This is a genomic window from Methylobacillus caricis, assembly GCF_020532705.1.
Taxonomy (GTDB): Bacteria; Pseudomonadota; Gammaproteobacteria; order Burkholderiales; family Methylophilaceae; genus Methylobacillus; species Methylobacillus caricis.
Genome location: NZ_JAJAVD010000004.1, coordinates 399,707 through 423,513, shown reverse-complemented (window position 1 = coordinate 423,513; position 23,807 = coordinate 399,707). Strand labels below are relative to the sequence as shown.

Here is a 23,807-nt window from a genome sequence, read left to right as displayed (position 1 = left end):
CCCCTATATCAGGCGGTGCGCTGAGGGATGAGTTTACGCAAAGGTGCAGGTAAGTGTTGCCTGGAGGTGCCCAGTCCCAAGGCATAACGGATGACTTCACGTTTGAGAGGGCCTTGGTGGTTGGCAAGCCTGAGGCCAAGGTTGCGTGCAAAACGCAAAGGTGCGATGTCATTGCTGAAACCATAGCTGAAGGCATCCATTGCGCGCTGCATCAAGTGGTTGCCGAGCTTGCGCTGCTGTTCATATTGACTTAAGTGGGATAATGCACCGATTTGCTTGTGGTCGTGCCAAGCCTTGAGTAAGAGGTTGCTCAGGACAGCAGCATCCTGGAAGCCGAGGTTGACCCCCTGGCCTGCCAGTGGATGGATGGTGTGAGCAGCATCTCCAATGAGTGCTACGCCCTGACGGACATAGTGAGTGGCATGGCTGCGCGTGAGCGCGAAACTGCCGCGGTGTACCAAGCCTGTAATTTCGGGTAAGGCTTTAGGAAAGTGCTGGCGGAATGCATCCAGTAACGCCGTATCATCGAGAGTGAGCAGACGGCGGACTTCGCTCGGGCGGTGATACCAGACTAGCGAGGCATAGTCTCCCGGCAGCGGAAGTAGTGATTGCGGTCCGTCAGGGGTAAAGCGTTGCCAGGTGATGTCGCGCTCGCCGCCTTCGATGTTGACGGTGGCAACCAAGGCATGCATCGGGTATTGCCGGCTGTCGAGAGCGATGCCGGCAGCCTTGCGCACCTGGGAGTTTGCGCCATCTGCGCCTATCAAGAGTTTTGCCTCGAAGGACTGTCCGCTTGCCAGGCTGATATGGCTGCCTTCAGGATGGTAGTTGATCCGGCTGATCTCATCAGGGCAAAGTACGGTGACGTTTTCATGGTTTTGCAAGGCTTCAAGGCAGGCCAGTTGCACCAGGCGGTTTTCTATAATATGCCCGAGACATGGTACATCGACTTCGGCAGCATCAAAGAGCGTGCTTTGGTCGCGTTGGTTCTCCCAAACCTGCATGCGCCTGAATGGGGCGCTGCGCATGGCAGCAATGGCTGGCCAGGCTTTGGCAGCCTCCAGGAAGCTGATGGAGGCTGGACTCAGGGCAGAAACGCGCAGGTCGGGCGTACTTGCAGGGTCGTAGGGAGCTGGGGCACGGTTTTCCAGCAGTGCAATGTGCATGCCGCTGGGGGCGATTTGGGCAGCCAGTGAGCTGCCTATCATGCCGCCACCCACGATGAAAATATCGACAGCGGTAGTCTTATTCATGGGCATGTTTCGGATGAATGCGCACCAGGATGATACGCGGGCCATTCATTTTCTTGACCACGATATCAAACTGGTCGAAATGAATGCTGTCGCCTTCATTGGGAATATCACCTAGCTTGGAAAGTACCAGCCCCCCTACTGAGTCGACCTCGTCATCATTATCTATTTCCACGCCCAGCGCGCGCTCCAGCGTGAAAATGGGCAGGCTGCCTTTTCCAATCAGCGTGCCGTCGTCCAGTTTGGTCCAGTCATTCTGACTTTGGCGGAATTCGTCACGAATTTCTCCTACCAATGCGCCCAGCATATTGTCGAGGGTGATGAAGCCGACCGGCTCCTGGCCCTTGCGTCCAACAATGGCAAAGTGCGTGGCCTTGCCCTCACGGAAGCGGCGGAACAGTTCGATTGCCGGCATATCGGGTGAGACAAAGGGAGCGGGATGGACAAACCTGCTGAGGTCCTGCAGTTCTTCCGCCTCAAATTTCGCCAGGAATAGGCTTTTCAGGTGGATGACGCCTCTGACTTTTCCGTTTTTCTCCACGAAAGGGTAGCGGCTGTAGCGGTGTTGGGAAATGATTTCCAGGTTCTGCTCGAAAGTATTTTCTGCAGACAGGGAAATGGCTTCATTGAATGGGCGCATGAGGTCTGCGACTTCAAGGTCGCTGAAATCCAGGGTGTGAGCCAGGATATTCCATTCGTCCTTGGTGAGTTCTTCCGAAGCGCGGCTGCTTCGCAATATCAGTTTCAATTCATCGGCGGAATACTGTGCGTCGGCGGCGTGGCCGGTGCTGAGTCCAGCTTTCTGCAATATCCAGTTGGAACTTGTATTCAACATCCAGATGGCTGGGTACATGATCCAGTAAAACGCATAGAGTGGTACGCCTGTCCATAAGCCAACCTTTTCCGCCTGGCGGATGGCGATGGATTTTGGAGCCAGTTCGCCCAATACAATATGCAGATAGGAAATGGTGAAGAAGGCAATGATGAAGGAGGCGCCGTGAATGATTTCAGGTGAGTCTACCCCGATCTGATGCAGCAATGGCTCCAGCAATTTGGCAAACGCCGGCTCCCCTACCCAGCCCAGGCCCAGCGAGGCCAATGTGATGCCAAGCTGGCAAGCCGACAGGTAGGCATCGAGCTGGCCATGTACCTTGGCCAGGATGCGGCCGCGCCAGCCGTAAGTCTTGGCAATGGCCTTGACGCGGGTTTGCCTGAGTTTGACGAGGCCAAACTCGGCTGCCACAAAGAAGCCGTTTAAGAGAACAAGAAAGAATGCGAGCAGTATGAGTAAAAAGTTACTTTCCATGATGATTAGCCGCAGTCAGGCGGTCAAATGCTGATCCCCGCTTGTTGTGCCTGGTTATCGGCATGGTAGGAGGAGCGCACCATGGGGCCACAAGCTGCGTGGGTAAAGCCCATGGCTAGCGCTTTTTTCTCGAATTCAGCAAAAACCGCTGGCGTGACGAAGCGCTTGACGGGTAAATGATGCGGACTGGGTTGCAGGTACTGGCCCAGTGTCAGCATGGTGACATTGTGCGCACGCAGGTCGCGCATCACTTCGATGATTTCCTCGTCGGTCTCGCCCAGGCCCAGCATCAGGCCTGACTTTGTCGGGACGTTGGGGTGCATGGCACCAAATTCCTTGAGCAAGGTCAGGGAGTTCTGGTAGTCGGATCCAGGGCGTGCTTCCTTGTAAAGGCGCGGCACGGTTTCCAGGTTATGGTTCATGACGTCAGGCGGAGCCGCGGTGAGGATTTCTATTGCCCTATCCAGGCGTCCGCGGAAATCCGGCACCAGGATCTCGACCTTGATATTGGGTGAATGGGTACGCACTGACGCAATGCAATCGACAAAATGCTGGGCGCCGCCGTCACGAAGGTCGTCACGGTCCACGCTGGTAATGACCACATACTTGAGGCGCATCTGGGCAATGGTTCGGCCCAGATTCTCCGGTTCCTTCACATCGGGGGGCAGGGGCTTGCCATGGGATACATCACAGAATGGGCAACGGCGGGTACAGATATCCCCCAGGATCATGAACGTGGCAGTGCCGCCACTGAAACATTCTCCGATATTGGGGCAAGAGGCTTCCTCACAGACTGTGTGCAGGTTGTTGTTGCGAAGGATCTGCTTGATCTCCTGAAAGCGCGCGCTGTCAGGTACCTTCATGCGTATCCATTCCGGCTTGCGCATGGCAGGCATAGGAATGATCTTGATCGGGATGCGCGCCATTTTTTCGGCGCTGGTTTCCTTGACCCCGGCTATCTTGCGGGCGGGGGCAATTCTATCGGCTGTTTCTGTCATAAATTCTTCTCTTGCAAGCAGTCAGTATAGCCTAACTGCCGTGACAATTTCTCCAGCAGGCGTGCGCCTGCATTTTCGAAGGGTAGCTCCAGTCCCAGTTCGCTGGCTTGCGTGACTTGTAGTCCCTGATAGCCGCAGGGATCTATGGCAAGGAACGGGCCGATATCCATGTCTATGTTCAGGGCCAGTCCGTGGTAGCTGCATTGGTTTTTCAGGCGTAGGCCGAGGGAGGCAATCTTGGCGCCTTGTACATAAACACCCGGAGCGTCCGTCCTGGCGATGGCGCTTATGCCATGTTCGGCCAGTAATTCAATGATGGCATTTTCCATCACGCTGACCAGCTGACGCACGCTTATACCTTGACGCTTGAGGTCTATCAATAGATAGATCACCACTTGGCCTGGACCGTGATAAGTGATCTTGCCGCCACGGTCTACGAGGATTAAGGGAATATCGGTACGGCTGGGCGAGCGTACATGCTTGCGGTTCAGCCCCAAGGTATAAACGGGAGCATGCTCAGTCAGCCACAATTCATCCGGAGTCTGTTCACCACGTGTGGCGGTGAACTGCTGCATGGCCTGCCAGGTAGCCGCATAATCTGACCGTCCCAGATGGCGGATGATGATGGATCGGGCCATGGTGGGTTTGTTATGCAGCCTGCCCGAACATGGCAGGAGCAATAGACAATATGCTGCGGAAACTGGAGCTTGCGTGGACGCCAACCCAAGTTTCAGGATAGTGCATGAAATTAGCGACAAACGTCATGCTAAAGAACGTACTTGACCTTGGGATGGGAGGTGAGGGTACGATAAATGTCATCCAGCTGCGGCTTGGAGTGCACTTCTATAGTACAGGTGAGGCTGACATATTTGCCCCCACTGCTGGCGCGCATTTCTATACGGCTGGCATCGAAAGCGGGAGCATGCTGTTGAATCAGCAGAAGTATGGTGTTGGCGAACTCGTCATGGGTTTCTCCCATGATCTTGATGGGGAAGTCGCAAGGGAATTCTAAAAGTGTATCTTGATCTTCAGCCATGTGGCACCTGTTGTCGCATTACTGTGTTCTTGAAATCCTGGTACAGCGCATACATTTGCGCAAATAGCGGGCCTGGCCGGCCGTTGCCTACAGGCTGGCTGTCCAGGCTGATGATGGCGAGTACTTCCTTGGTGGATGAGGTCATCCACAATTCGTCAGCAGCACGCACACGGCCTTCACTGAGAGGACCTATCTCTACCTTGATGCCGTTTGATGCAGCCAGCTCCAACACTACATCATAGGTAATTCCTGGCAACATATGTCGGTCTTTGGGGGGTGCCAGCAGCACGCCATTTTTTACGGCGAATATATTGCTGCTGGTGCCTTCTGTCAGCATGCCGTCACGGAACATGATGGTTTCGGCAACACCTGCATCCACGGCTTCCTGTTTCAATAGAACATTGGCCAGTAGGGATATGGCTTTTATATGGCACCTGTCCCAGCGAATATCAAGTGCGCTGATGGCAGCTACCCCCTGATCCACTAGCGCCTGGGCCGGCGTTTCCAGCGGCAGGCTCATGGCCAGTATGGTGGGCGACACTCCCGCTGGAGGAAACGCCTGGTCGCGCGGGGCTACGCCACGCGTGATATGCAGGTAAAGCGACTGGTCCGTCAATTCGGCATTGGCCTTGATCAATGCCAATGCCACTTCGCGCCATTGTTCCCGCATCAAGGGGGCTTGAATGCGTACGGCCTGCAGGCTTTGCTGCAAGCGCTGCAAGTGTTCGTCCAGGCGGAACGGCTGGCCTGAATATACTGGTATTACTTCATAAACGCCGTCGCCGAAGATAAAGCCACGATCCAGTACCGGGACCGTGGCCTGGGAGAGGGGCAGGAATGTGCCGTTCAGGTAAACGGTTTGGCTCATGCTTGCCCGGTACCCGTGCGCATTGAGTTATTCGAACAGCAGCTTGATGCTGTCCAGCATGCGGCCGAAAATGCCAGCGACTTCAACACCCTTGGCTGCTACCAGCTTGTGTTCGGCGATCACCTTGTCATCCAGGGTGAACTCGATCTTGCCAACCTGCTGACCGGCACTGATGGGCGCGACCAGTGGTTGCTGGCTAGTCACCTTGGCTTTGACGCGTGCATATTCCCCCTTTGGCAAGGTGATGGAGACATCCTTGGCAACAGTGGCAACCACATTGTTTTCTGCGCCTTTCCATACCTTGAGCGTGCTGACTACCGTACCGCGCTTGTAAACCAGTTTGGATTCATAGAACTGGAAACCGTAGTTCAGTAGTTTCTGGCTTTCGGTGGCACGGGCAGAGTCCGAGGGCGCGCCGAGTACCACGGAAACCAGGCGGGTGTCCCCGCGTTTGGCCGAAGTCACCAAGCAATAGCCCGCAGACTTGGTATGGCCGGTTTTCATGCCATCCACATAGGGGTCGAGCCATAACAGGCGGTTGCGGTTAGGCTGGCTGATCTTGTTATAGGTATATTCCTTCATGGAATAGAGGCGCTTGTACTGGTCCGGGTAGTCACGGATCAGTGCGGTGGCCAATAATGCCAGGTCATGTGCTGTGGTGTAGTGCTGGGGGTCTGGCAGGCCAGTGGCATTGACATAATGGGTGTCGCGCATGCCCAGGCGTGCAGCTTCCTTGTTCATGAGGTCGGCAAAACCCTCCTCGGAACCAGCGATACCTTCAGCCAGTGCAATGGATGAATCATTGCCTGACTGGATAATGGTGCCATGCAGCAGTTCGTCGACGGTTACGGGCTTGTTCGGCTCAATGAACATCTTGGAGCCTTCCACTTTCCAGGCCTTGACGCTGACCGGCAGGGTATGTGTGGGAGAAAGGTGACCGTTCTTCAGCGCCTTGAACGTGAGGTAGGCTGTCATGATTTTGGTCAGCGAGGCGGGTTCCACACGAGAACTGCCATCCTGCCCGGCAATTACCTTGTCGCTGTTGAAGTCATACAACTGGTAAGACTTGACAGCCAGTGCAGGCGGAGGTGGTATATCGGCAGCCTGAACGCCCAGTGCAACAATGCTGAAGGCAGCGGCGGAAACGAGGGCCGTGATTGGTCTGGTGTAGCTACTAAATAGGTCGGACATATCTTCTTTTACTCAAACTTAAGGAGGAGGGGGTGTTAATCAGCAAGCCTATTATTGACGAATGACAATCGCATTGGTGCTCAGCACCTGCTTGATTTTTGCTGCCGCGGCTTCCGCCTGCTGGCGGCTGCTATATGGCCCCAGGCGTACCCGATAAGTTCCGGCATTATACCAATTCTCCACCTGTACGTTGTCTGTCAGATTATGCTGTTGCAGGGTTTCCACCAGGCGATCACCATTGGCCTTGAGGGAGAACGCACCCACTTGTACATAATCTCCGGCAACCGGCTGGTTAATGGCAGTCTCGTTCATGGCGTTTGTCATGGTGTTGGCTGGTGCATTGCTTTCTGCGGGCGGCAGTGGTTGGTCCCCAGGGGCCGCAGGTTTGGAGGCTTGTGGCGATGCCGCAATGTTAGTCGCGGGAATGGTCTTGCCGTTTGTGTCCAGTGCTTCCACATCAACGATGCCACTCCCTTTTTCAATCAATCGCAATTTATAGGCTGCGGCATAGGAAAGGTCTATCAGTCTGTCGTCATGGAATGGCCCGCGATCATTGATGCGCACTATGACGGACCGGCCATTTTCCGGGTTGGTGACGCGTACATAGCTGGGCAAGGGCAATATGGTATGGGCACCCGTCATGCTGTACATATCATAGACCTCGCCGCTGGAGGTTTTCTGGCCGTGATACCGTTTGCCATACCAGGAAGCCACGCCGCGTTGCTTGTATGGACTGTGCTCCGTCATCGGAGTATAACGGCGTCCTAGCGCGCTGTAGGGGCGGTTGGCTCTTGGTAAGGGAGTTTCTGCCCGCGGTACTGCATCAGGAATGTTGTCGATATCCGCAGGGGGATTATCGCCAGGGCCGTCATCTAGATAGTAGCCGCCTTTTTTCGGCACAGGTTGCTGCATAGTTGGAGTCTGGGTTTTGCCTGCATCAGGTTTGACGCTGGTGCCGCCACCACAGGCGACCAACAGCAGGCTGAAAATGGCAGGAAGAAGGTAGCGTGCTGAATTCATGGATGTTATGCAAAAAGCAGGGAGCGTTTCGCGTTTTTCCTTTCATGTCATGAAGTGACGAGTTTCTTGTGCGTATGGATACTCATCAAAATACCAAATCCCAGCAGCAGGGTCACCAAAGAGGTGCCACCATAGCTGATGAGTGGCAGCGGAACGCCAACGACAGGCAGAATGCCACTGACCATGCCTATGTTAACAAACACATAGGTAAAGAAGGTCAGTGTGATGCTGCCAGCCAGCAGGCGGCTGAATGTGCTTTGTGCCTGGGCGGCAATGACCAGTCCGCGGCCAATGATCAGGGTGAATAATAGCAGGAGCAGGAGGTTGCCCAGCAAGCCGAATTCCTCGCCGAATACGGCAAAGATGAAGTCTGTGGTGCGTTCAGGCAGGAAATCCAGTTGTGATTGTGTGCCATTGAGCCATCCTTTGCCTGCCAGGCCACCGGAACCGAGCGCAATGCTGGCTTGTATGGTGTGATAGCCCGCGCCGAGCGGATCCTGGTAAGGATCGAACAGGATTTCAATACGCTTGCGCTGATAATCATGCAGCATGCTCCAGAGGATGGGGGCCATAATGCCAACGCTGACGACGGCGCCGAGCAGCAGGCGCCAGCTCAAGCCCGCCAGGAACAGGACATAAAATCCCGAGGCGCCGATCATCAGGGAAGTGCCGAGGTCTGGCTGCTTCATGATGAGTCCCACCGGCACTGCCAGCAATATGGCGCCAACCAGGTAATCTTTCATGGTGGACAAAGAATCGCGGCGGGCAAAGTACCAGGCCAGCAACATGGGCATGGCGATCTTCAGCAGCTCTGAAGGCTGAATTTTGGCCACACCTATATGCAGCCATCGCCTGGCACCATGGCTGATCTCGCCAAACAATGCCACGGCGATCAGTAACAGCACGCCAATGACATAAGCCGGTAATGCAATTCGTTCCAGATGCTGGGGCGGTATATTGGCTGCAATCCACATCAGGCTCAAGGCCACGGTAATATTGACAGCCTGGGAGGTGAGTTTGTCCATGCTCTGGCCGGATGCGCTATAGAGTACGCACAATGCCACGAGGATGGTAGCGATCAGGCTGCCCATCAGGAATCCGTCTATATGTTTGACGAAATGCTTGAGCAGTTTATTCATCATGGCCGTGCTCTTCTGGTGCTTGCTCAATGACGGCGCTTGGAGGCTCTACCGCTGGCTGGGTGGGTTTGGGTTCCTTGCCCAGCAGGTAATAGTCCATGACGCGGCGGGCAATCGGGCCAGCGGTAGAGCCCCCATGCTTGCCATTTTCCACGATGACTGCAATGGCTATCTTGGGATCTTCGGCGGGTGCATAGGTAATGAATAATGCGTGGTCAAGATGACGTTCAGCCATTTTGCTTTCGTTGTATTTCTCGTTTTGCTTGATACCCACGACCTGGGCAGTACCAGTCTTGGAGGCCATCAGGTATTCAGCATCTGCTCCCAGCCGCGCTGCGGTGCCGCCGGGCAAGGTAACATCCATCATACCCTGTTTGATTAACTCTACGTTTTTCGGGTTCAGGACAATCTGGTCAGAGACGACCAGGGGGACAGGATGTATCCGCCCTTCCTTGTTTTCCTGGATGCTGCTCACCAGGTGTGGCTGCATGGCCCTGCCGTTATTGGCAAGAATCGCCGTTGCTTGTGCAAGTTGCATAGGGGTGACCAATGTGTAGCCCTGCCCGATGCCCACAATCACGGTCTCACCCGGGAACCACTTTTGCTTGAAGCGGCGCGCCTTCCATTCTGGTGTGGGGAGTAATCCACCCATTTCTCCCTTGAGGTCAATGCCTGAGGGTTTGCCGAAACCAAAATGACGGACGAAGTCTGTCAGCTTCTCTATTCCCAGTTCGACTGCCAAGCCATAAAAAAAGGTATCGCATGAGACGGCGATAGCCTTACGGATATCGACCATGCCATGACCACCTGCTTTCCAGTCACGATATCGGTGAGTATTGCCTGGCAACGTGAAAAAGCCGGGATCGCTGATGCTGAAAGGCGGCGCTCGCTTGCCCGCTTCCAGCCCGGCAAGCGCAACAAATGGCTTGAAGGTGGAGCCAGGGGGATAAATGCCACGCAGGGGGCGATTGATCAAAGGCTTGTCCAGTGATTCATTAAGTTCTTTCCAGCTTTCACTATCGATGCCATCAACAAACAGGTTGGGGTCGAAATTGGGTTTGCTGACGTAAGCCAGCACTTCACCTGTGCTCGGCTCAATGGCGACCAATGCGCCGCGGTAATTGCCAAAAGCTTCCTCGGCAATGCGTTGCAGCTTGCTGTCTATGGAGAGGATCAGGTTGTTGCCAGGCACTGGCGGTGTGCTTGAGAGGGTACGGACAGCATGGCCGCCCGCATCAGTTTCCACCTGCTGGAAGCCAGTGATGCCATGCAGTTGCGATTCATAATACTGTTCCAGGCCACTTTTGCCGATATGGTCGGAACCTTTGTAATTGGAAAGGTCGCCAGATTCTTTCAAGTGTTCCAGGTCTCGGTCATTGATGCGCCCGATATAGCCGATCAGGTGCGAGCCCAGTTCCCCTTGGGGATATTGACGGAAAAGCCTCGAGCGGATTTCCACACCGGGAAAGCGGAATCGATGGACTGCAATTTTGGCAGCCTCCTCCTCATTCAGGTGCGTGCGGATAGGTACGCTCTCGAAGCTGTGGGTCTGGGATCGCAATTTCTTTAAACGTTTGCGGTCATTGCTGGTGATCTCGATCAGTTTGGCCAGCTCATCGATAGTTTCTTCAACGCTTTTTTCTACCTTGGCTGGGGTAATTTCCAGGGTGTAGACAAAGGAATTCTGTGCCAGTACCACTCCATTGCGGTCCATGATAAGTCCCCGATTGGGCACGATCGGCACCAGCGAAATGCGGTTATTTTCCGCCATGGTCTGGAAGTAGTCGTACTTTGAGAACTGCAGGAAGACGAACCGGCTGATCAGTATGCCGAAGCAGATGAGTACCAGCAGGCCGCCAGTCGCGAGGCGTATACGAAAATCGTACTGTTCCTTCTTGTAGTTCTTCAGTTCGGAGCGTGATCTCATTGTTGTCTGGCTATCTCGTGTAAATGCCAGGTTCAGGCCTGATTGGTGCGGCCATCAATATTGATACGCGAGAAAATGACAAATTGCCACAACAGGATACCGCTGATACTCGGAAAGAAGTATTCCCACCCAGGAACCTCGCCGCCAGAAAATAACTTGAGGATCAATACAGTGACCTGGGTAAAGATCAGCAGCAGGAATACATATCCAGCCTGCTGCCAGATATTGAACAGTGCCAGGCGACGTTGATAGGTCACGGCAAAAAATGCGGTGAGTGCAAATGCCAGAGCGTATTGGCCAAACAGGCCGCCGGTGATCAGGTCAACTACTAGTCCCGCGAACCAGGCCGTGCCGATATTGCAGAGGTGTGGGGCGCGCAGGGTCCAATACAACAGGGTGAGTAGAATGAATTCCGGGCGCATCACCAGCGCAATGCCGGACCAGGGCAGCATTTGCAGCACCAGTGCTGCAAGCAGTGAGAAATATACAGGTTTCAGGCTAGTTGTTCGCATGACGTTTAGTCGGAGCTACCTTTTTGCTGCGTTCGGATGTTGAAGTATTTAAGGTGCTTGTGCTGGCAGGCAGTTCAGCCTTGGGGATACTGACAATTAGCAATTGCCGATGATTCTCTATGCCAGCCAGCGGTTTGCAGACGATATGGGCAAAAGGAGAGTCAGGCGTTGTATCCACCATTACCACCTCTGCGACTGCCAATCCAGCAGGATAGATACCATCTATGCCGGAAGTGATGAGCTTGTCACCTTTGCGAATGTCGACGTTCGCGGGCAGGGAGGGCATCTCAATAGTGGCATCTCGCCCGCTACCAAAGGCAATGGCCCGCAATCCATTACGCGCTACTTGTACGGGCACTGCCAGCTCTTTATCCGTGACCAGTGTGACTTCACTGCTGAATGGGTAAACGCGGGTGACCTGGCCGACTACACCGGTTTCATCAATAGCGGCCTGACCTGCGACAACTCCCTGGCGAGAACCCAGATTGACCACAATTTTATGAGAGAACGGGTCGCGGCCCATATGCAGGATTTCAGCCAGTCGTGCAGGCTGGCTTGAAATCAGTGCTGCTCCCAAAAGGCTGCGCAGGCGTTCATTTTCCACCTCCAGGGCCTGAAAACGCTGCAGCTCGGCTGCATGTTCCAGAGCTTGCGTTTTGAGCTGGATATTTTCCTTCACCACGGTAGTTTGGGTGTGCAGGTATTGGCTGGAGTCGTCTATCAATCTGAGGGGTGCATTTGCAATGACCTGCAATGGGTGCAACAAGGCAATAAAGCCCTGGCGTACTTCCACCAGGTAATGCAATCTGGCATCGGTGGCGATGAGTACCAGAGAAAGTACGGCAAAAAAGAACAACCTCGCCGTGGCGCTGGGGCCGCGCACGAAAAAGCCTGTATGGTGTTGAGATTCTATGGCTCGTGCCATTAGAAGCATGCCCTGCTGTGAGGTTGTTTCATTATGAATTGGTTGGTCGGATGAAAAAGTGCGTCCGATAAAAAACAGGCCATTGTGACATGGCCTGTAGTGCAGCAATAATGTCCAGGCTTACTCGTAGGCAAACACATTGCCTAGTTTGTCCATTTCTTCCAGTGCACGGCCACAGCCACGTGCAACACAGCTCAATGGGTCTTCAGCCACAATCACTGGCAGGCCGGTTTCTTCCAGTAGCAGGCGATCCAGGTCACGAAGCAATGCGCCGCCACCTGTCAGTACCATGCCTTTCTCAGCGATATCAGCGCCCAGCTCTGGTGGTGTCTGCTCCAGCGCGGATTTCACAGCACCTACGATGGCGTTCAGCGGCTCTGTCAGTGCTTCCAGGATTTCGTTACTGGAGATGGTGAACTTGCGTGGCAGGCCTTCTGCCAAGTTGCGGCCTGTCACTTCCATTTCGAGCACTTCCGAACCGGGGAATGCAGAACCGATCTGTTTCTTGATGAGCTCTGCAGTTGGCTCGGAAATCTGCATGCCATAGTTGCGGCGGATATAGTCGATAATCGCCTGGTCAAACTTGTCGCCACCAACCCGTTCGGACTTGGCGTAGACAATACCGCCCAATGAGATCACGCCAACTTCAGTGGTGCCACCGCCAATATCCACCACCATGGAGCCGGTAGCTTCTGCGACGGGCATGTTGGCCCCGATCGCTGCCGCCATTGGTTCCTCAATCAGGTAAACCTGCCTTGCGCCAGCCATCTCTGCGGATTCCTTGATCGCACGGCGCTCAACCTGGGTTGAGCCTACCGGTACACAGATGATGATGCGGGGGTTGGGGCTGAACAGGCGAGATTCATGAATCTTGCGGATAAAATACTTGAGCATCTGCTCGGTGATCGTGAAATCGGCAATCACGCCGTCTTTCATGGGGCGGATCGCAGTGATGTTGGCTGGCGCTCGGCCCAGCATGCGCTTGGCTTCCAGCCCAACTGCCAGCAAGGTTTTCTTGCCGGTTGGACCGCCTTCCTGGCGAATGGCAACTACAGATGGCTCGTCTAGGACAATACCCTTGCCACGTACATAGATAAGGGTGTTTGCGGTGCCAAGGTCGATGGCGAGATCGTTGGAAAAATAACTATTTAAAAGACCGAACATTGTTTGTATCCTGAGCGAGCTGCCGCAGGTCATGCAGGCATGAGGCCGCGGCTGAAGATGTGCGTAAAATCAAGTTATAATACCCGATATCTCATAGAAATTTAAGATTTGGATTGATAAATGTCACTGAGTACAACCGACGTTAAACGGATTGCGCACCTGGCACGCATTGCGGTCAGCGAAGCTGAAGCCGAGCAGACCCTGCAAAAGCTTTCCGGCATTCTCGGCCTGATCGAACAAATGCAGGCTGTAGACACCACAGGTATTGCCCCCATGTCGCATTCGCAGGATGTGACGCAGCGCCTGCGCGAGGATGTAGTGACCGAGTCCAACCAGCGCGAGCTGCTGCAGTCCATTGCCCCTGCAGTGGAAAATGGCCTCTACCTCGTTCCCAAAGTCATCGAATAGTTTCCTGGATCATGATAAATAAAAGCCTCAAAGAGCTGGCAGCCATGCTTGCCAGCAAGGATATTTCCAGCGTTGAACTAACGCAGGAGTATCTCAATCGCATAGACCGTCATAACCCCGAGATCAATGCCTATATTTCGCTGGACCAGGAGAAAACCTTGGCCCAGGCAGCTGCAGCCGACCAGATGTTGGCGCAGGGCACTGCTTCTGCCCTGACGGGCATCCCTATCGCGCAGAAAGATATTTTCTGTGCCAAGGGCTGGCAGACCACATGCGGTTCCAAAATGCTCGAGAATTTCATTGCCCCTTATGATGCGGGCATTATCGAGCGCTTCAATGCCGTGGGATCGGTCAATCTTGGCAAGACCAATATGGATGAGTTTGCGATGGGCTCTTCCAATGAGACCTCTTATTACGGCAAGGTGCAGAACCCGTGGGACCGCCGCCGCGTGCCGGGCGGCAGCTCCGGCGGCAGCGCCGCCGCCGTGGCAGCGCGCCTCTGTGCGGCGGCCACTGGCACCGATACCGGCGGTTCCATCCGCCAACCTGCTTCCCTCTGTGGCTTGTCTGGCCTGAAGCCAACCTATGGGCTGGCTTCGCGCTATGGCATGATCGCTTTTGCCTCCAGCCTGGACCAGGCGGGCCCCATGGCCAAGTCCTGTGAAGACATGGCGCTGATGATGAATGTCATGACTGGCTTTGACGAGCGCGATTCTACCAGCCTCAACCGTGAGAAAGAGGACTACACTCGGGATCTGGGCAAGCCATTGGCTGGCCTAAGAGTCGGTTTGCCAAAAGAGTATTTTGCCGAAGGCCTGGAGGCAGGGGTTGCCAAGGTGGTTGAGGCAGCAATAGACGAATATCGCAAGCTAGGCGCTGAAATCGTGGATATCAGCCTGCCCAACACCATGCTTTCCATCCCAGTCTATTACGTGCTGGCGCCTGCAGAGGCATCGAGTAATCTCTCGCGTTATGACGGCGTGCGTTTCGGCCACCGTGCCGCAGAGTATGACGACTTGATGGATATGTATTGCAAGAGCCGTGCTGAAGGCTTTGGTGCTGAAGTGAAGCGCCGCATTCTGATCGGTACTTATGTGTTGAGCGCTGGTTACTATGATGCCTATTACCTCAAGGCGCAGCAGATCCGTCGCCTGATTGCACAGGATTTTGAACGTGCCTTCGAGCAGTGCGACATCATCCTGGGTCCTACCGCGCCTTCTACCGCTTTCAAGGCAGGTGAAAAAGCCGATGATCCAGTCGCCATGTACCTACAGGATATCTATACCATCGCAGTCAATCTGGCTGGCTTGCCAGGCATGAGTATCCCGGCCGGTTTTGCCCCTGCTGACGATGGCAAGGAGTTGCCGGTGGGCCTGCAGGTCATAGGCAATTATTTTGATGAGGCGCGCATGCTCAATGCCGGGCATGCCTATCAACAGGTTACAGATTGGCATACCCGCATGCCTGAAGGAATTGCATAATGGAATGGGAAGTCGTCATCGGGCTGGAAACCCATACCCAGCTCAACACTAAATCCAAGATTTTCTCTGGCAGCAGCATCGCCTTTGGCTCTGAGCCCAATACCCAGGCCAACGTGGTCGATATCGCCCTGCCAGGCGTCTTGCCGGTGCTGAACAAGGAAGCAGTGCGCTGTGCTATCCGCTTTGGTTTGGCGGTGGATGCTGAAATTGCCCCACTATCGGTGTTTGCCCGCAAGAATTATTTTTATCCTGACCTGCCCAAGGGCTACCAGATCAGTCAGTATGAGCTGCCGGTGGTGGGCAAGGGCTCGCTGACTATACAGGTGGGAGAGCAGGAAAAAACCATACGCATTACTCGTGCCCATCTTGAAGAGGATGCCGGCAAGTCTGTGCATGGCGCCAGCCCTGGCCAGTCAGGCATAGACTTGAATCGTGCCGGTACGCCGCTACTGGAAATCGTGACCGAGCCAGATATGCGCTCTGCGGCAGAGGCTGTGGCCTACGCCCGCAAGCTGCATGAACTGGTGCAATGGATCAATATCTGTGACGGTAATATGCAGGAAGGCAGTTTCCGCTGCGATGTCAATGTGTCTGTGCGCCGCAAGGGTGACGAGAAGCTGGGTACGCGGCGTGAGATCAAGAATCTCAACTCCTTTCGCTTCATGCAACAGGCCATCGAGTATGAAACCCGCTGGCAGATAGAAACACTGGAAGACGGCGGCAAGATAGAACAGGCTACGGTGCTGTTCAATCCGGATACGGGCGAGACCCGTGCCATGCGCAGCAAGGAGGAGGCCAATGATTACCGTTACTTCCCTGACCCTGACTTGTTGCCGCTGGCAATTTCAGCAGAGGACATTGAGTCGATCAGGAGCGAAATGCCGGAGCTGCCAACTGCCATGAAATTGCGCTTTGAGCAGGCATATGGATTGTCTGCTTATGATGCCGCCGCACTGACAGCTTCACGCAATGTGGCCAATTACTTCACCACAACTCTGGAAGCCTTCGGCGGAGAAGCCAAGCTGGCTGCCAACTGGGTGATGGGCGGTGTCAGTGCCAAGCTGAACGAGGAGGACAAGGATATTGCCAACTCGCCAGTTTCACCTGAATTGCTTGCTGGCTTGCTCAAGCGTATTGCCGACAATACCATCTCCAGCAAGATTGCCAAGGAAGTGTTTGAGGCCATGTGGTCAGGGGAAGGCAGTGCTGACGAGATTATCGACAAGCAAGGCCTGAAGCAGGTGACCGACAGCGGGGCGATTGAGGCTATCGTAGATGAAGTGCTCGCAGCTAATCCTGCAATGGTTGAGGAGTTCAAGGCGGGCAAGGAGAAAGCTTTCAATGCCCTGGTAGGCCAGACCATGAAAGCTTCCAAGGGCAAGGCCAACCCAGCCCAGGTCAACGAGATACTCAAGCGCAAGCTGGCTGGCTAGTGAATCTTTACTGGCGTTGCTGGCCGGCGCTGTCGCTGGCTGGTACGCCAGTTTTTAGCTCGGTAAAACGCTTCCTGTCATTGTCGAAACGCTGGCGGGTGGCGTCCATATGCTGTTTTCTTTCCACAATCTGCTCATCAATCTTGCCTATCTCCAGATTGACATCCTTGATATCTTTTTTAAGCTCCTCGGGAATGGGTTTGTTGCGCTTTCCCAGGTCGGCAGCCGATTGCTTCAGATTTTGCAGGCGGCTGCTGGCGCTTAGCTTTCTTTGCTCCAGTCCTTCCAGCATCACTTGATCCATTTGCAGGTTGCGGTCACGTGCAAGGTCAATTTCCTGTTCGGACGAGTAAACGGACTGCAAGGTACGATCACGCCGGCTCTGCTCTGTTTCCTTGTTGGTATTTACCTCGTTTCCTACGGATTTATCCACGTGATCGCGTTGTGGCATGCCACGCGAATTGATGTTGGTGCTGGGTTTCCCAGCATATTGTGGCGGAATTGTATCGCCATAATGCGTGACGCCATTTTCATCTACCCACTTGATGATCTTGCCTGCTGGTTTGTTTTCGGCTGCGGATAGCAGCATGCTACTGCTGATAGCGAGCGCAAAGACAATGATTGATAGGTGCGGCGAGCGATGCATGACTTCTCCCGTAGCGGTCAGGCGATTTATTGAAATTTTTTAGGGATTCTGCGCCAACTCGGGTCAAGGCTGCAAGCCGTTTTATTGGCTCTCTACTGCGCGCCGCACTGCCTGCCATTGTGCCAGTTTGATTACACGGGGAATGGAGGCATTGGCTGGGCTGGTTGAGGGTAGTTTTTGGTAATGTAGGACGGGTATGAACTGGTTTCTGGCGACATAACGCTGATAGGCCTGTTCCGCCTTGCTTCCATTGAAAAACACGTGTCGAATATTGGGGTAGGCTGCAAAAAAGAGATTGAAATCATTGGCGATGATTGTTGCCTCTTCAATATCACCGTCCAGGCTGCTGCTGCGGAAACATTCCTGCAATACATCCCATACCGCGATTCCATGAGTGTGCAATTGCGCCAGCCTTTGTTGATAAGGCATGGTGGGGAGCGCGCCAAACAGCTCGCCCATGAAAGGCCAGAACAGGTTTTGCGGGTGGGCGTAATACTGTTGCTGTGCCAGCGAGAGCCTGCCTGGCATTGAGCCCAGGATCAGCACCCGGCAGTTCGCATCTGCGGCCGGTGCAAAGCTTTGGACTAGAGCCATCTCATCCGAATATGAGTCTGTTTAAACGCCGTAGCTGCTGCGATAAGCGGCGATGGCTTGCCTGAACTCTGCCAGCTCGGGACTGTTTTCCAGAAACTGGATGAGGTCGCGCAGGTCAGCGATGCTGACTACGGGTAACTGGTGCTGTTCTTGTACTTCCTGTACTGCCGAAAGTGCGCCCAGGCCGCGCTCCTGTCTGTCCAGAGCGATGGCTACACCGCAGGGAATGGCGCCGCTGGCCTTGATGATGTTGACAGACTCCCGTACCGAGGTGCCTGCTGAAACGACATCATCTACGATGAGCACCCGGCCTTGAAGCGGCGCGCCGACGATGGTGCCACCCTCGCCGTGGTCCTTGGCTTCCTTGCGGTTGAATGCGAATGGAATATTGTGACCCTGCCTGGCCAAGGCAATCACGATGCTGGCTGCCAAGGTAATGCCTTTGTAGGCGGGGCCAAACAGCATGTCAAACTGTACGCCGGAGCGGATAATGGCGGCGGCGTAGAATTCCCCTAGCTTCATCAGGCTTTCGCCATCGTTGAACAGGCCCGCATTGAAGAAGTATGGGCTGAGGCGGCCAGCCTTGGTTTTGAACTCGCCAAAACGTAATACCTGCTTTTGGACGGCGAATTGGATAAAATCTTGCGTGGAATCTGACATGGCGAGAAAAGAAAGGTTAATGTGTTGCGTATTATATCCGTGAATCTGAATGGTATCCGCTCCGCGGCGAATAAGGGGTTTTATCCCTGGTTGCAGAAACAAGAGGCAGATATTGTCTGCATGCAGGAGCTGAAGGCACAGGAAGCCGATATGACAGCCGAGATGCTGCAGCCTGAACGGTATTATGGCTATTTTCATTACGCCGAGAAAAAAGGCTACAGCGGTGTGGGAATTTATTCACGGCAAAAGGCGGATGCGGTGGTTGTGGGCCTGGGTATTCCCGATATCGACGGTGAAGGCCGCTATCTGGAAGCGCGGTTTGGCAATCTCAGCGTAGTGTCGCTTTACCTGCCATCAGGCTCCAGCGGTGAAGAGCGCCAGGCATTCAAGTTCAGTGTCATGGAAAGGTTTATGCCTCATCTGGAGTCGTTGATCCGTGAAGGGCGTGAAGTCGTTATCTGTGGCGACTGGAATATTGCCCACCAAGAGGCTGACCTCAAGAATTACAAGGGCAACCGCAAGAACTCCGGCTTCCTGCCTGAAGAGCGCGCCTGGATGACTGACCTGTTCGGCCGTGTGGGCTGGGTGGACGTGTATCGTTTGCTGCATCCTGATACCACGGATGCCTGTTACACTTGGTGGAGCAATCGTGGCCAGGCATGGGCCAAGAACGTGGGCTGGCGCATCGACTACCAGATTGCCACTCCAGGCTTTGCCTCGCATGCGGTAGCTGCCACTATCTACAAGGATGAGCGTTTCAGCGATCATGCCCCATTGACCGTGGATTACCAATCTACACTCTAGGATGTATAAATGATTAAGCAGGGCTGGGTGCAAACCCTGATGGCTGTAGTAAGTGGCCGTATGCTGGTTGCCCTGATGATGGGGTTTTCTTCGGGCTTGCCCTTGTTGCTGACTGGGTCTACCTTGCAGGCCTGGCTTAAGGACTCGGGGGCCGACCTCACCATGATAGGGGCGGCAGCCCTTATAGGCTTGCCTTATACCCTAAAATTCCTTTGGGCTCCGTTGTTTGACCGATATACCCTGCCTTTGCTTGGCCGCCGCCGCGGCTGGCTGGCCTTGTGCCAGGGAGCGCTGGCCCTGGCATTGCTTTGTCTCAGCATCAGCGATCCTGCGAGTAACCTATGGGGGGTTGCACTGGCGGCACTATTGGTGACATTTTTCTCAGCCTCGCAGGATATCGTGGTAGATGCCTACCGACGGGAAAGCCTGACGGACCAGGAGTTAGGGCTGGGGGCTGCCATGTTCGTCAATGGTTACCGCGTCGGTATGCTGCTTGCTGGCGGCGGTGGTCTGATACTCGCAGACCTGTTTTCATTTCCGCAGATGTACCAGTTGATGGCATTGTTCATGGGGCTCGCTATCCTGGTGACCCTGTTTTCGCCTGAGCCGCGTGAAGTAGCAGGCAGTCCCCGTACCTTGCAACAGGCCGTGATCGAACCATTTATCGAATTTTTCCAGCGGCCGGAGGCAATTTCCATTCTTGCTTTCATCTTGCTCTACAAGCTAGGTGACACCCTGGCTTCAGCCATCAATGTGCCGTTTTATCTGGATATTGGGTTCAGCAAGAGCGAGATAGGGGCTATCGCCAAGCTGTTCGGTTTTTGGGCTACCTTGATTGGGGGCACGCTGGGCGGCATCTGGATCCTGCGCATTGGCCTCTATCGTTCGCTATGGATATTCGGCTTTCTGCAGATGGCGTCTACTTTCGGTTTTGTCCTTCTGGCCAATGTCGGATACAACCTGCCCATGCTCACGGGCGTGATCGCTGTGGAAAACTTTACTGGCGGCTTGGGCACAGCGGCTTTTGTCGGTTTTATGGGAGCAATGACGGATCGCCGCTTCACTGCTACCCAGTATGCGTTGCTTTCCAGCCTGATGGGGGTGCCACGCGTCATCTTGTCTACGCCGACTGGATGGATGGTGGGGCAGATGGGCTGGTCTAGCTTCTTTATCCTGTGCACAGTGCTGGCTATTCCTGGCTTGCTCATGATCAGGCGCTTCCGAGGCTGGGAACGCAATGCCTGAGTTAAGCCTGTTTGCAGCCTTTCTGGTGGGCTTGCTGGGCGGTGGTCATTGTGCGGGGATGTGTGGGGGTATTGTCGGTGCAGTCAGTATGAGCATGCCGGGGAGCAGACCTAGATTGTCACTGCTCCTAGGCTACAACCTTGGGCGCATAGGCAGCTATACCGTGGCCGGCATGCTTGCGGGCGCACTCGGCGCTTCCAGCTTCTTTCTGCAGCACGTGATACCCGTTGAGAGAATCCTCTACGCCTTCGCCAATATCATGTTGATTGTTCTGGGGCTGTACCTGGCCGGAGTCTGGCATGGCGTAGTCTATTTGGAGCGCATGGGGGGCAGGCTTTGGAAGGTGCTGCAGCCATTGAGCAAGCGCTGGTTGCCGGTGCGTTCCTTGCCGCAGGCTGTTGTATTGGGTTCAATTTGGGGCTGGCTGCCTTGCGGCCTGGTTTATAGCGTGCTGGTGGCGGCGATTGCCATGGCAGATCCCGTCAATGGCGGGTTGTTGATGCTTGCATTCGGCCTTGGCACGCTGCCTACATTGCTGGCAATGGGCATGGCGGCGGTGCGGCTCAAAGCCTGGTTACAGAATCCATGGTTGCGGCGTATCAGCGGCGGGATGGTGATATTGTTCGGCCTGATAGGCCTTTTCAATCTTTACCGCATGTTTTGAAAAAGCCCATCAGGCCCGACAGCCTCTCGCGGGCGTGCGATATGGCTGACAGTTTTCGGCTGGCGCTAGTAAGTAATCGGCCAGGCCTGCTCAAAGCGGTAAATCGCCAGGCTGCCGAGCAAGTTGGGCATGAAGCCGACCGTCGTGCCTTCATTGATGACGATGCGGTCAGTGATACGTATGCCCATCTTGTCGCATAGCGATTCAAAGTCGTCTATGGTGCAAAGGTGCAGGTTGGGCGTGTTGTACCACTGATGCGGCAGCCGGTCCGATACCGGCATATGGCCTGCCATGAGCTGGATGCGATGGCGCCAGTAGCCGAAGTTCGGGAAAGTGATGATGCCTTGCTTGCCAACGCGCAACATTTCGCGGAGCACGCCTTCGGTATTGACCATGGCCTGCAGGGTCTGGGACAGGATGACGTAGTCAAAGGACAATGAGTCAAACCCTGCCAGGCCTGCCTCTAGGTCCATCTGGATCACGCTGATGCCATTGCTGATGCAATCCAGCAGGTTGGCATCGTCATTTTCCACGCCATAAGCCTTGATTTCCAGTTTGTCGCGCAGGTAGCCAAGCAAGGCACCATCACCGCAACCCAGGTCAAGCACCTTGGATCTTGGTTGTATCCATTTTGCTATTAAAGCAAAATCGTGTCTATTTTCTGCGGCTTGTGCAAATTTTGTGCTCATGCGCTTGTCCCGGTACTGATATTGTCGATATAGGCACGCAGTATCTGGTGGTAATGGGCATCCGGCATCAGGAAAGCATCATGGCCATGAGCTGCGGTGACCTCGGCGTAGCTGACGGATAGTTCATTATCCAAGAGCGCCTTGACGATTTCCTTGGAGCGTGCGGGCGAAAAGCGCCAGTCGCTGGTGAAGGAAACCACCAGGAACTTCGCTTTTGCCTTGGCCAGCGCCAATGAAAGGTCGCCGTGGCAGGCGAATGCCGGATCGAAATAGTCTAGTGCCTTGGTCATGCGCAAGTAACTGTTGGCATCAAAGGCGGTAGCGAATTTATCGCCCTGATAGCGTAGATAGGACTCCATTTCAAATTCAACGTCGAAGTTATATTTGAAATTGCCGTCACGCAGCTTGCGGCCAAATTTTGCGCCCATGGCATCATCGGAAAGGTATGTGATATGGCCCAACATGCGCGCAATGCGTAAGCCCCGGCGCGGTACGGCGTCCTTCTCGTAATAGTCGCCATCGTAAAATTCCGGATCCGTCATGATGGCCTGGCGGGCGACTTCGTTGAAAGCCAGGTTCTGCGCCGTCAGATTGGGTGCGGAAGCGATTACCAGGGCATGGCGCACACGGTCCGGGTAGTGCAGGGTCCATTGCAATGCCTGCATGCCGCCCAGGCTTCCCCCTACAACGGCGGCCAGCTGGTGGATGCCTAGATGGTCGGCAAGCCTTGCCTGTGAAGCGACCCAGTCCTCGACTGTCACCATGGGGAACCTGGATCCCCATGGTTTTCCGGTTGCCGGGTTGATGCTTGCCGGACCGGTGCTGCCATGGCAACCGCCCAGGTTGTTCAGCGCAATGACAAAAAAGCGGTTGGTATCCAGAGGCTTGCCGGGGCCTATCAGGTTGTCCCACCAGCCTGGATGTTTGTCAGTGTTGGCGTGTTTGCCCGCTGCATGATGGTTGCCGGACAGGGCATGGCAAATCAGTACGGCATTGGATTTCGCGGCATTCAGTGTCCCGTAGGTTTCATAGACGATATCGAATTGCGGCAATATTTCGCCGCTCTTGAGTGTCAAGGGGTCTTTGAAGTGCGCGGTTTGCGGGGCAACTAGGCCTATGGATGAAGATTCTTGCATGGGTGCGATTATACTATGGCTGATGCAAGACGATAATTCTTCTCAACGGACTTCGTACAAGGATCAGTATGAGCGCAAGCCTGGCTGCATATCAGGGCATTTTTCCGCGAGTGGGGGAGGGAGTTTACATCCATCCATCGGCCACGGTGATTGGAGATGTGGTGTTGGGTGATCATGCCTCAATCTGGCCTGCCACCGTGATACGCGGCGATGTTAACCATATCCGGATCGGCAATGGCAGCAATATCCAGGATGGATCGATATTGCATGTCAGCCATAAATCCAGTTGGGAGCCAGAAGGCTGCCCTTTGTTGATCGGCAATAATGTCACGGTGGGGCATAAAGTCATATTGCATGGATGTACTCTGGAGGATGAATGCCTGATAGGCATGGGCAGTATTGTCATGGATAAAGTCGTGGTGCAAAAACACGTGTTGCTGGGGGCTGGTAGCCTGGTACCCGAAGGTAAGGTGCTGGAAAGCGGCCACCTTTACCTGGGCAGCCCGGCACGCAAGGTGCGGCTGCTGACAGACAAGGAAATTGCCCACTTTATTTATTCGGCCAATCACTATATGCGTTTGAAAAACCATTATCTGGATTGAATATCCAGTGGCGGCTATCTGATGTTGAGTTAATTGATGTGCTGTAAAAGGCGCCATGAGTAAATGGCATAGACACTGTTGGCTGTATCCCGTAAAGTCGAAGTCATGA

The 23,807-nt window shown here is 54.4% G+C and carries 25 protein-coding genes; 7 read left to right on the top strand and 18 right to left on the bottom strand.

What is annotated here, in order from left to right:
- Nucleotides 1-8: 8 nt before the first annotated feature.
- The 13 genes from LG200_RS12395 to LG200_RS12335 all read right to left on the bottom strand — a co-directional run bounded on the left by LG200_RS12395 (nt 9) and on the right by LG200_RS12335 (nt 13,336).
- Nucleotides 9-1,253 carry an FAD-dependent monooxygenase gene (locus LG200_RS12395; protein WP_226757938.1) on the bottom strand — a complete coding sequence of 415 codons (1,245 nt, stop codon included), beginning with the start codon at nt 1,251-1,253 and terminating at the stop codon, nt 9-11.
- Complete coding sequence (locus tag LG200_RS12390; RefSeq protein ID WP_226757937.1) at nt 1,246-2,556, bottom strand: hemolysin family protein; 1,311 nt, start codon at nt 2,554-2,556, stop codon at nt 1,246-1,248. The genes LG200_RS12395 and LG200_RS12390 overlap by 8 nt, the downstream gene beginning before the upstream one ends.
- A 23-nt stretch (nt 2,557-2,579) precedes the next feature.
- On the bottom strand, nt 2,580-3,554 hold the full coding sequence (gene lipA / locus LG200_RS12385) for a lipoyl synthase (protein WP_226757936.1): 975 nt from the start codon (nt 3,552-3,554) through the stop codon (nt 2,580-2,582).
- On the bottom strand, nt 3,551-4,192 hold the full coding sequence (lipB, locus tag LG200_RS12380) for a lipoyl(octanoyl) transferase LipB (RefSeq protein ID WP_226757935.1): 642 nt from the start codon (nt 4,190-4,192) through the stop codon (nt 3,551-3,553). Before lipB ends, lipA begins: the two co-directional genes overlap by 4 nt.
- Nucleotides 4,193-4,320: 128 nt before the next feature.
- Nucleotides 4,321-4,590, bottom strand: coding sequence for an HP0495 family protein (locus LG200_RS12375; protein ID WP_226757934.1), 270 nt, complete (start codon nt 4,588-4,590; stop codon nt 4,321-4,323).
- Nucleotides 4,583-5,458 (bottom strand): D-amino acid aminotransferase, encoded by an 876-nt coding sequence (locus LG200_RS12370; RefSeq protein ID WP_226757933.1) that lies wholly within the window; start codon nt 5,456-5,458, stop codon nt 4,583-4,585. The genes LG200_RS12375 and LG200_RS12370 overlap by 8 nt, the downstream gene beginning before the upstream one ends.
- A gap of 27 nt (nt 5,459-5,485) precedes the next feature.
- Nucleotides 5,486-6,649: a D-alanyl-D-alanine carboxypeptidase family protein gene (locus LG200_RS12365; RefSeq protein ID WP_226757932.1), complete on the bottom strand. Its 1,164-nt coding sequence runs from the start codon at nt 6,647-6,649 to the stop codon at nt 5,486-5,488.
- A gap of 51 nt (nt 6,650-6,700) precedes the next feature.
- A complete protein-coding gene (locus LG200_RS12360; protein ID WP_226757931.1) occupies nt 6,701-7,669 on the bottom strand; it encodes a septal ring lytic transglycosylase RlpA family protein in 969 nt (322 codons plus the stop codon).
- Between the two features lie 47 nt (nt 7,670-7,716).
- Nucleotides 7,717-8,811, bottom strand: a complete 1,095-nt coding sequence (gene rodA / locus LG200_RS12355; RefSeq protein WP_226757930.1) for a rod shape-determining protein RodA — start codon at nt 8,809-8,811, stop codon at nt 7,717-7,719.
- Nucleotides 8,801-10,735: a penicillin-binding protein 2 gene (mrdA, locus tag LG200_RS12350; protein ID WP_226757929.1), complete on the bottom strand. Its 1,935-nt coding sequence runs from the start codon at nt 10,733-10,735 to the stop codon at nt 8,801-8,803. The genes rodA and mrdA overlap by 11 nt, the downstream gene beginning before the upstream one ends.
- 32 nt (nt 10,736-10,767) lie before the next feature.
- Complete coding sequence (gene mreD, locus LG200_RS12345; RefSeq protein WP_226757928.1) at nt 10,768-11,247, bottom strand: rod shape-determining protein MreD; 480 nt, start codon at nt 11,245-11,247, stop codon at nt 10,768-10,770.
- Nucleotides 11,234-12,172 (bottom strand): rod shape-determining protein MreC, encoded by a 939-nt coding sequence (gene mreC / locus LG200_RS12340; RefSeq protein ID WP_226757927.1) that lies wholly within the window; start codon nt 12,170-12,172, stop codon nt 11,234-11,236. Before mreC ends, mreD begins: the two co-directional genes overlap by 14 nt.
- Nucleotides 12,173-12,292: 120 nt before the next feature.
- Nucleotides 12,293-13,336: a rod shape-determining protein gene (locus LG200_RS12335; RefSeq protein ID WP_226757926.1), complete on the bottom strand. Its 1,044-nt coding sequence runs from the start codon at nt 13,334-13,336 to the stop codon at nt 12,293-12,295.
- A 120-nt stretch (nt 13,337-13,456) separates the two neighbouring features.
- Between LG200_RS12335 and gatC the strand changes: the two genes are divergently transcribed.
- The 3 genes from gatC to gatB are packed head-to-tail and all read left to right on the top strand — an operon-like array spanning nt 13,457 to nt 16,658.
- Nucleotides 13,457-13,744, top strand: a complete 288-nt coding sequence (gene gatC / locus LG200_RS12330; RefSeq protein ID WP_226757925.1) for an Asp-tRNA(Asn)/Glu-tRNA(Gln) amidotransferase subunit GatC — start codon at nt 13,457-13,459, stop codon at nt 13,742-13,744.
- Nucleotides 13,745-13,755: 11 nt separating this feature from the next.
- On the top strand, nt 13,756-15,225 hold the full coding sequence (gatA, locus tag LG200_RS12325; protein ID WP_226757924.1) for an Asp-tRNA(Asn)/Glu-tRNA(Gln) amidotransferase subunit GatA: 1,470 nt from the start codon (nt 13,756-13,758) through the stop codon (nt 15,223-15,225).
- Nucleotides 15,225-16,658: an Asp-tRNA(Asn)/Glu-tRNA(Gln) amidotransferase subunit GatB gene (gatB, locus tag LG200_RS12320; protein WP_226757923.1), complete on the top strand. Its 1,434-nt coding sequence runs from the start codon at nt 15,225-15,227 to the stop codon at nt 16,656-16,658. Before gatA ends, gatB begins: the two co-directional genes overlap by 1 nt.
- Before the next feature lie 7 nt (nt 16,659-16,665).
- Here the strand turns inward: gatB and LG200_RS12315 are convergent, their stop codons facing one another.
- The 3 genes from LG200_RS12315 to pyrE all read right to left on the bottom strand — a co-directional run bounded on the left by LG200_RS12315 (nt 16,666) and on the right by pyrE (nt 18,558).
- Entirely contained in the window at nt 16,666-17,304 is a 639-nt protein-coding gene (locus LG200_RS12315) for a DUF4124 domain-containing protein (protein WP_226757922.1), read from the bottom strand.
- An 81-nt stretch (nt 17,305-17,385) separates the two neighbouring features.
- A complete protein-coding gene (locus LG200_RS12310) occupies nt 17,386-17,898 on the bottom strand; it encodes a DNA-deoxyinosine glycosylase (protein ID WP_226757921.1) in 513 nt (170 codons plus the stop codon).
- Between the two features lie 21 nt (nt 17,899-17,919).
- Nucleotides 17,920-18,558: an orotate phosphoribosyltransferase gene (gene pyrE, locus LG200_RS12305; RefSeq protein ID WP_226757920.1), complete on the bottom strand. Its 639-nt coding sequence runs from the start codon at nt 18,556-18,558 to the stop codon at nt 17,920-17,922.
- A gap of 24 nt (nt 18,559-18,582) precedes the next feature.
- On the opposite strand from pyrE, the gene LG200_RS12300 reads away from it, so the two are divergent.
- Genes LG200_RS12300 through LG200_RS12290 form a run of 3 tightly spaced genes read left to right on the top strand, consistent with a single transcriptional unit; the run spans nt 18,583 to nt 21,271 of the window.
- Entirely contained in the window at nt 18,583-19,362 is a 780-nt protein-coding gene (locus LG200_RS12300; RefSeq protein WP_226758256.1) for an exodeoxyribonuclease III, read from the top strand.
- 9 nt (nt 19,363-19,371) lie between these two features.
- Nucleotides 19,372-20,607: an AmpG family muropeptide MFS transporter gene (locus LG200_RS12295; protein ID WP_226757919.1), complete on the top strand. Its 1,236-nt coding sequence runs from the start codon at nt 19,372-19,374 to the stop codon at nt 20,605-20,607.
- Nucleotides 20,600-21,271, top strand: a complete 672-nt coding sequence (locus tag LG200_RS12290) for a sulfite exporter TauE/SafE family protein (protein ID WP_226757918.1) — start codon at nt 20,600-20,602, stop codon at nt 21,269-21,271. The genes LG200_RS12295 and LG200_RS12290 overlap by 8 nt, the downstream gene beginning before the upstream one ends.
- 65 nt (nt 21,272-21,336) lie before the next feature.
- On the opposite strand, the gene metW is transcribed toward LG200_RS12290, so the two are convergent.
- The gene (gene metW, locus LG200_RS12285) at nt 21,337-21,960 is read right to left on the bottom strand and encodes a methionine biosynthesis protein MetW (RefSeq protein WP_226757917.1); all 624 of its coding nucleotides are present in this window, start codon (nt 21,958-21,960) and stop codon (nt 21,337-21,339) included.
- Nucleotides 21,957-23,096, bottom strand: a complete 1,140-nt coding sequence (gene metX / locus LG200_RS12280; RefSeq protein ID WP_226757916.1) for a homoserine O-succinyltransferase MetX — start codon at nt 23,094-23,096, stop codon at nt 21,957-21,959. Before metX ends, metW begins: the two co-directional genes overlap by 4 nt.
- A gap of 68 nt (nt 23,097-23,164) precedes the next feature.
- On the opposite strand from metX, the gene LG200_RS12275 reads away from it, so the two are divergent.
- Entirely contained in the window at nt 23,165-23,698 is a 534-nt protein-coding gene (locus tag LG200_RS12275) for a gamma carbonic anhydrase family protein (RefSeq protein WP_226757915.1), read from the top strand.
- The last annotated feature ends 109 nt before the right edge of the window (nt 23,699-23,807 follow it).

Excerpts from the sequence above, each read along its gene's own strand:
- LG200_RS12395 (WP_226757938.1), bottom strand. The coding sequence starts at position 1,253 with ATGAATAAGACTACCGCTGTCGATATTTTCATCGTGGGTGGCGGCATG.
- LG200_RS12390 (WP_226757937.1), bottom strand. The coding sequence starts at position 2,556 with ATGGAAAGTAACTTTTTACTCATACTGCTCGCATTCTTTCTTGTTCTC.
- lipA (WP_226757936.1), bottom strand. The coding sequence starts at position 3,554 with ATGACAGAAACAGCCGATAGAATTGCCCCCGCCCGCAAGATAGCCGGG.
- lipB (WP_226757935.1), bottom strand. The coding sequence starts at position 4,192 with ATGGCCCGATCCATCATCATCCGCCATCTGGGACGGTCAGATTATGCG.
- LG200_RS12375 (WP_226757934.1), bottom strand. The coding sequence starts at position 4,590 with ATGGCTGAAGATCAAGATACACTTTTAGAATTCCCTTGCGACTTCCCC.
- LG200_RS12370 (WP_226757933.1), bottom strand. The coding sequence starts at position 5,458 with ATGAGCCAAACCGTTTACCTGAACGGCACATTCCTGCCCCTCTCCCAG.
- LG200_RS12365 (WP_226757932.1), bottom strand. The coding sequence starts at position 6,649 with ATGTCCGACCTATTTAGTAGCTACACCAGACCAATCACGGCCCTCGTT.
- LG200_RS12360 (WP_226757931.1), bottom strand. The coding sequence starts at position 7,669 with ATGAATTCAGCACGCTACCTTCTTCCTGCCATTTTCAGCCTGCTGTTG.
- rodA (WP_226757930.1), bottom strand. The coding sequence starts at position 8,811 with ATGATGAATAAACTGCTCAAGCATTTCGTCAAACATATAGACGGATTC.
- mrdA (WP_226757929.1), bottom strand. The coding sequence starts at position 10,735 with ATGAGATCACGCTCCGAACTGAAGAACTACAAGAAGGAACAGTACGAT.
- mreD (WP_226757928.1), bottom strand. The coding sequence starts at position 11,247 with ATGCGAACAACTAGCCTGAAACCTGTATATTTCTCACTGCTTGCAGCA.
- mreC (WP_226757927.1), bottom strand. The coding sequence starts at position 12,172 with ATGGCACGAGCCATAGAATCTCAACACCATACAGGCTTTTTCGTGCGC.
- LG200_RS12335 (WP_226757926.1), bottom strand. The coding sequence starts at position 13,336 with ATGTTCGGTCTTTTAAATAGTTATTTTTCCAACGATCTCGCCATCGAC.
- gatC (WP_226757925.1), top strand. The coding sequence starts at position 13,457 with ATGTCACTGAGTACAACCGACGTTAAACGGATTGCGCACCTGGCACGC.
- gatA (WP_226757924.1), top strand. The coding sequence starts at position 13,756 with ATGATAAATAAAAGCCTCAAAGAGCTGGCAGCCATGCTTGCCAGCAAG.
- gatB (WP_226757923.1), top strand. The coding sequence starts at position 15,225 with ATGGAATGGGAAGTCGTCATCGGGCTGGAAACCCATACCCAGCTCAAC.
- LG200_RS12315 (WP_226757922.1), bottom strand. The coding sequence starts at position 17,304 with ATGCATCGCTCGCCGCACCTATCAATCATTGTCTTTGCGCTCGCTATC.
- LG200_RS12310 (WP_226757921.1), bottom strand. The coding sequence starts at position 17,898 with ATGGCTCTAGTCCAAAGCTTTGCACCGGCCGCAGATGCGAACTGCCGG.
- pyrE (WP_226757920.1), bottom strand. The coding sequence starts at position 18,558 with ATGTCAGATTCCACGCAAGATTTTATCCAATTCGCCGTCCAAAAGCAG.
- LG200_RS12295 (WP_226757919.1), top strand. The coding sequence starts at position 19,372 with ATGATTAAGCAGGGCTGGGTGCAAACCCTGATGGCTGTAGTAAGTGGC.
- LG200_RS12290 (WP_226757918.1), top strand. The coding sequence starts at position 20,600 with ATGCCTGAGTTAAGCCTGTTTGCAGCCTTTCTGGTGGGCTTGCTGGGC.
- metW (WP_226757917.1), bottom strand. The coding sequence starts at position 21,960 with ATGAGCACAAAATTTGCACAAGCCGCAGAAAATAGACACGATTTTGCT.
- metX (WP_226757916.1), bottom strand. The coding sequence starts at position 23,096 with ATGCAAGAATCTTCATCCATAGGCCTAGTTGCCCCGCAAACCGCGCAC.
- LG200_RS12275 (WP_226757915.1), top strand. The coding sequence starts at position 23,165 with ATGAGCGCAAGCCTGGCTGCATATCAGGGCATTTTTCCGCGAGTGGGG.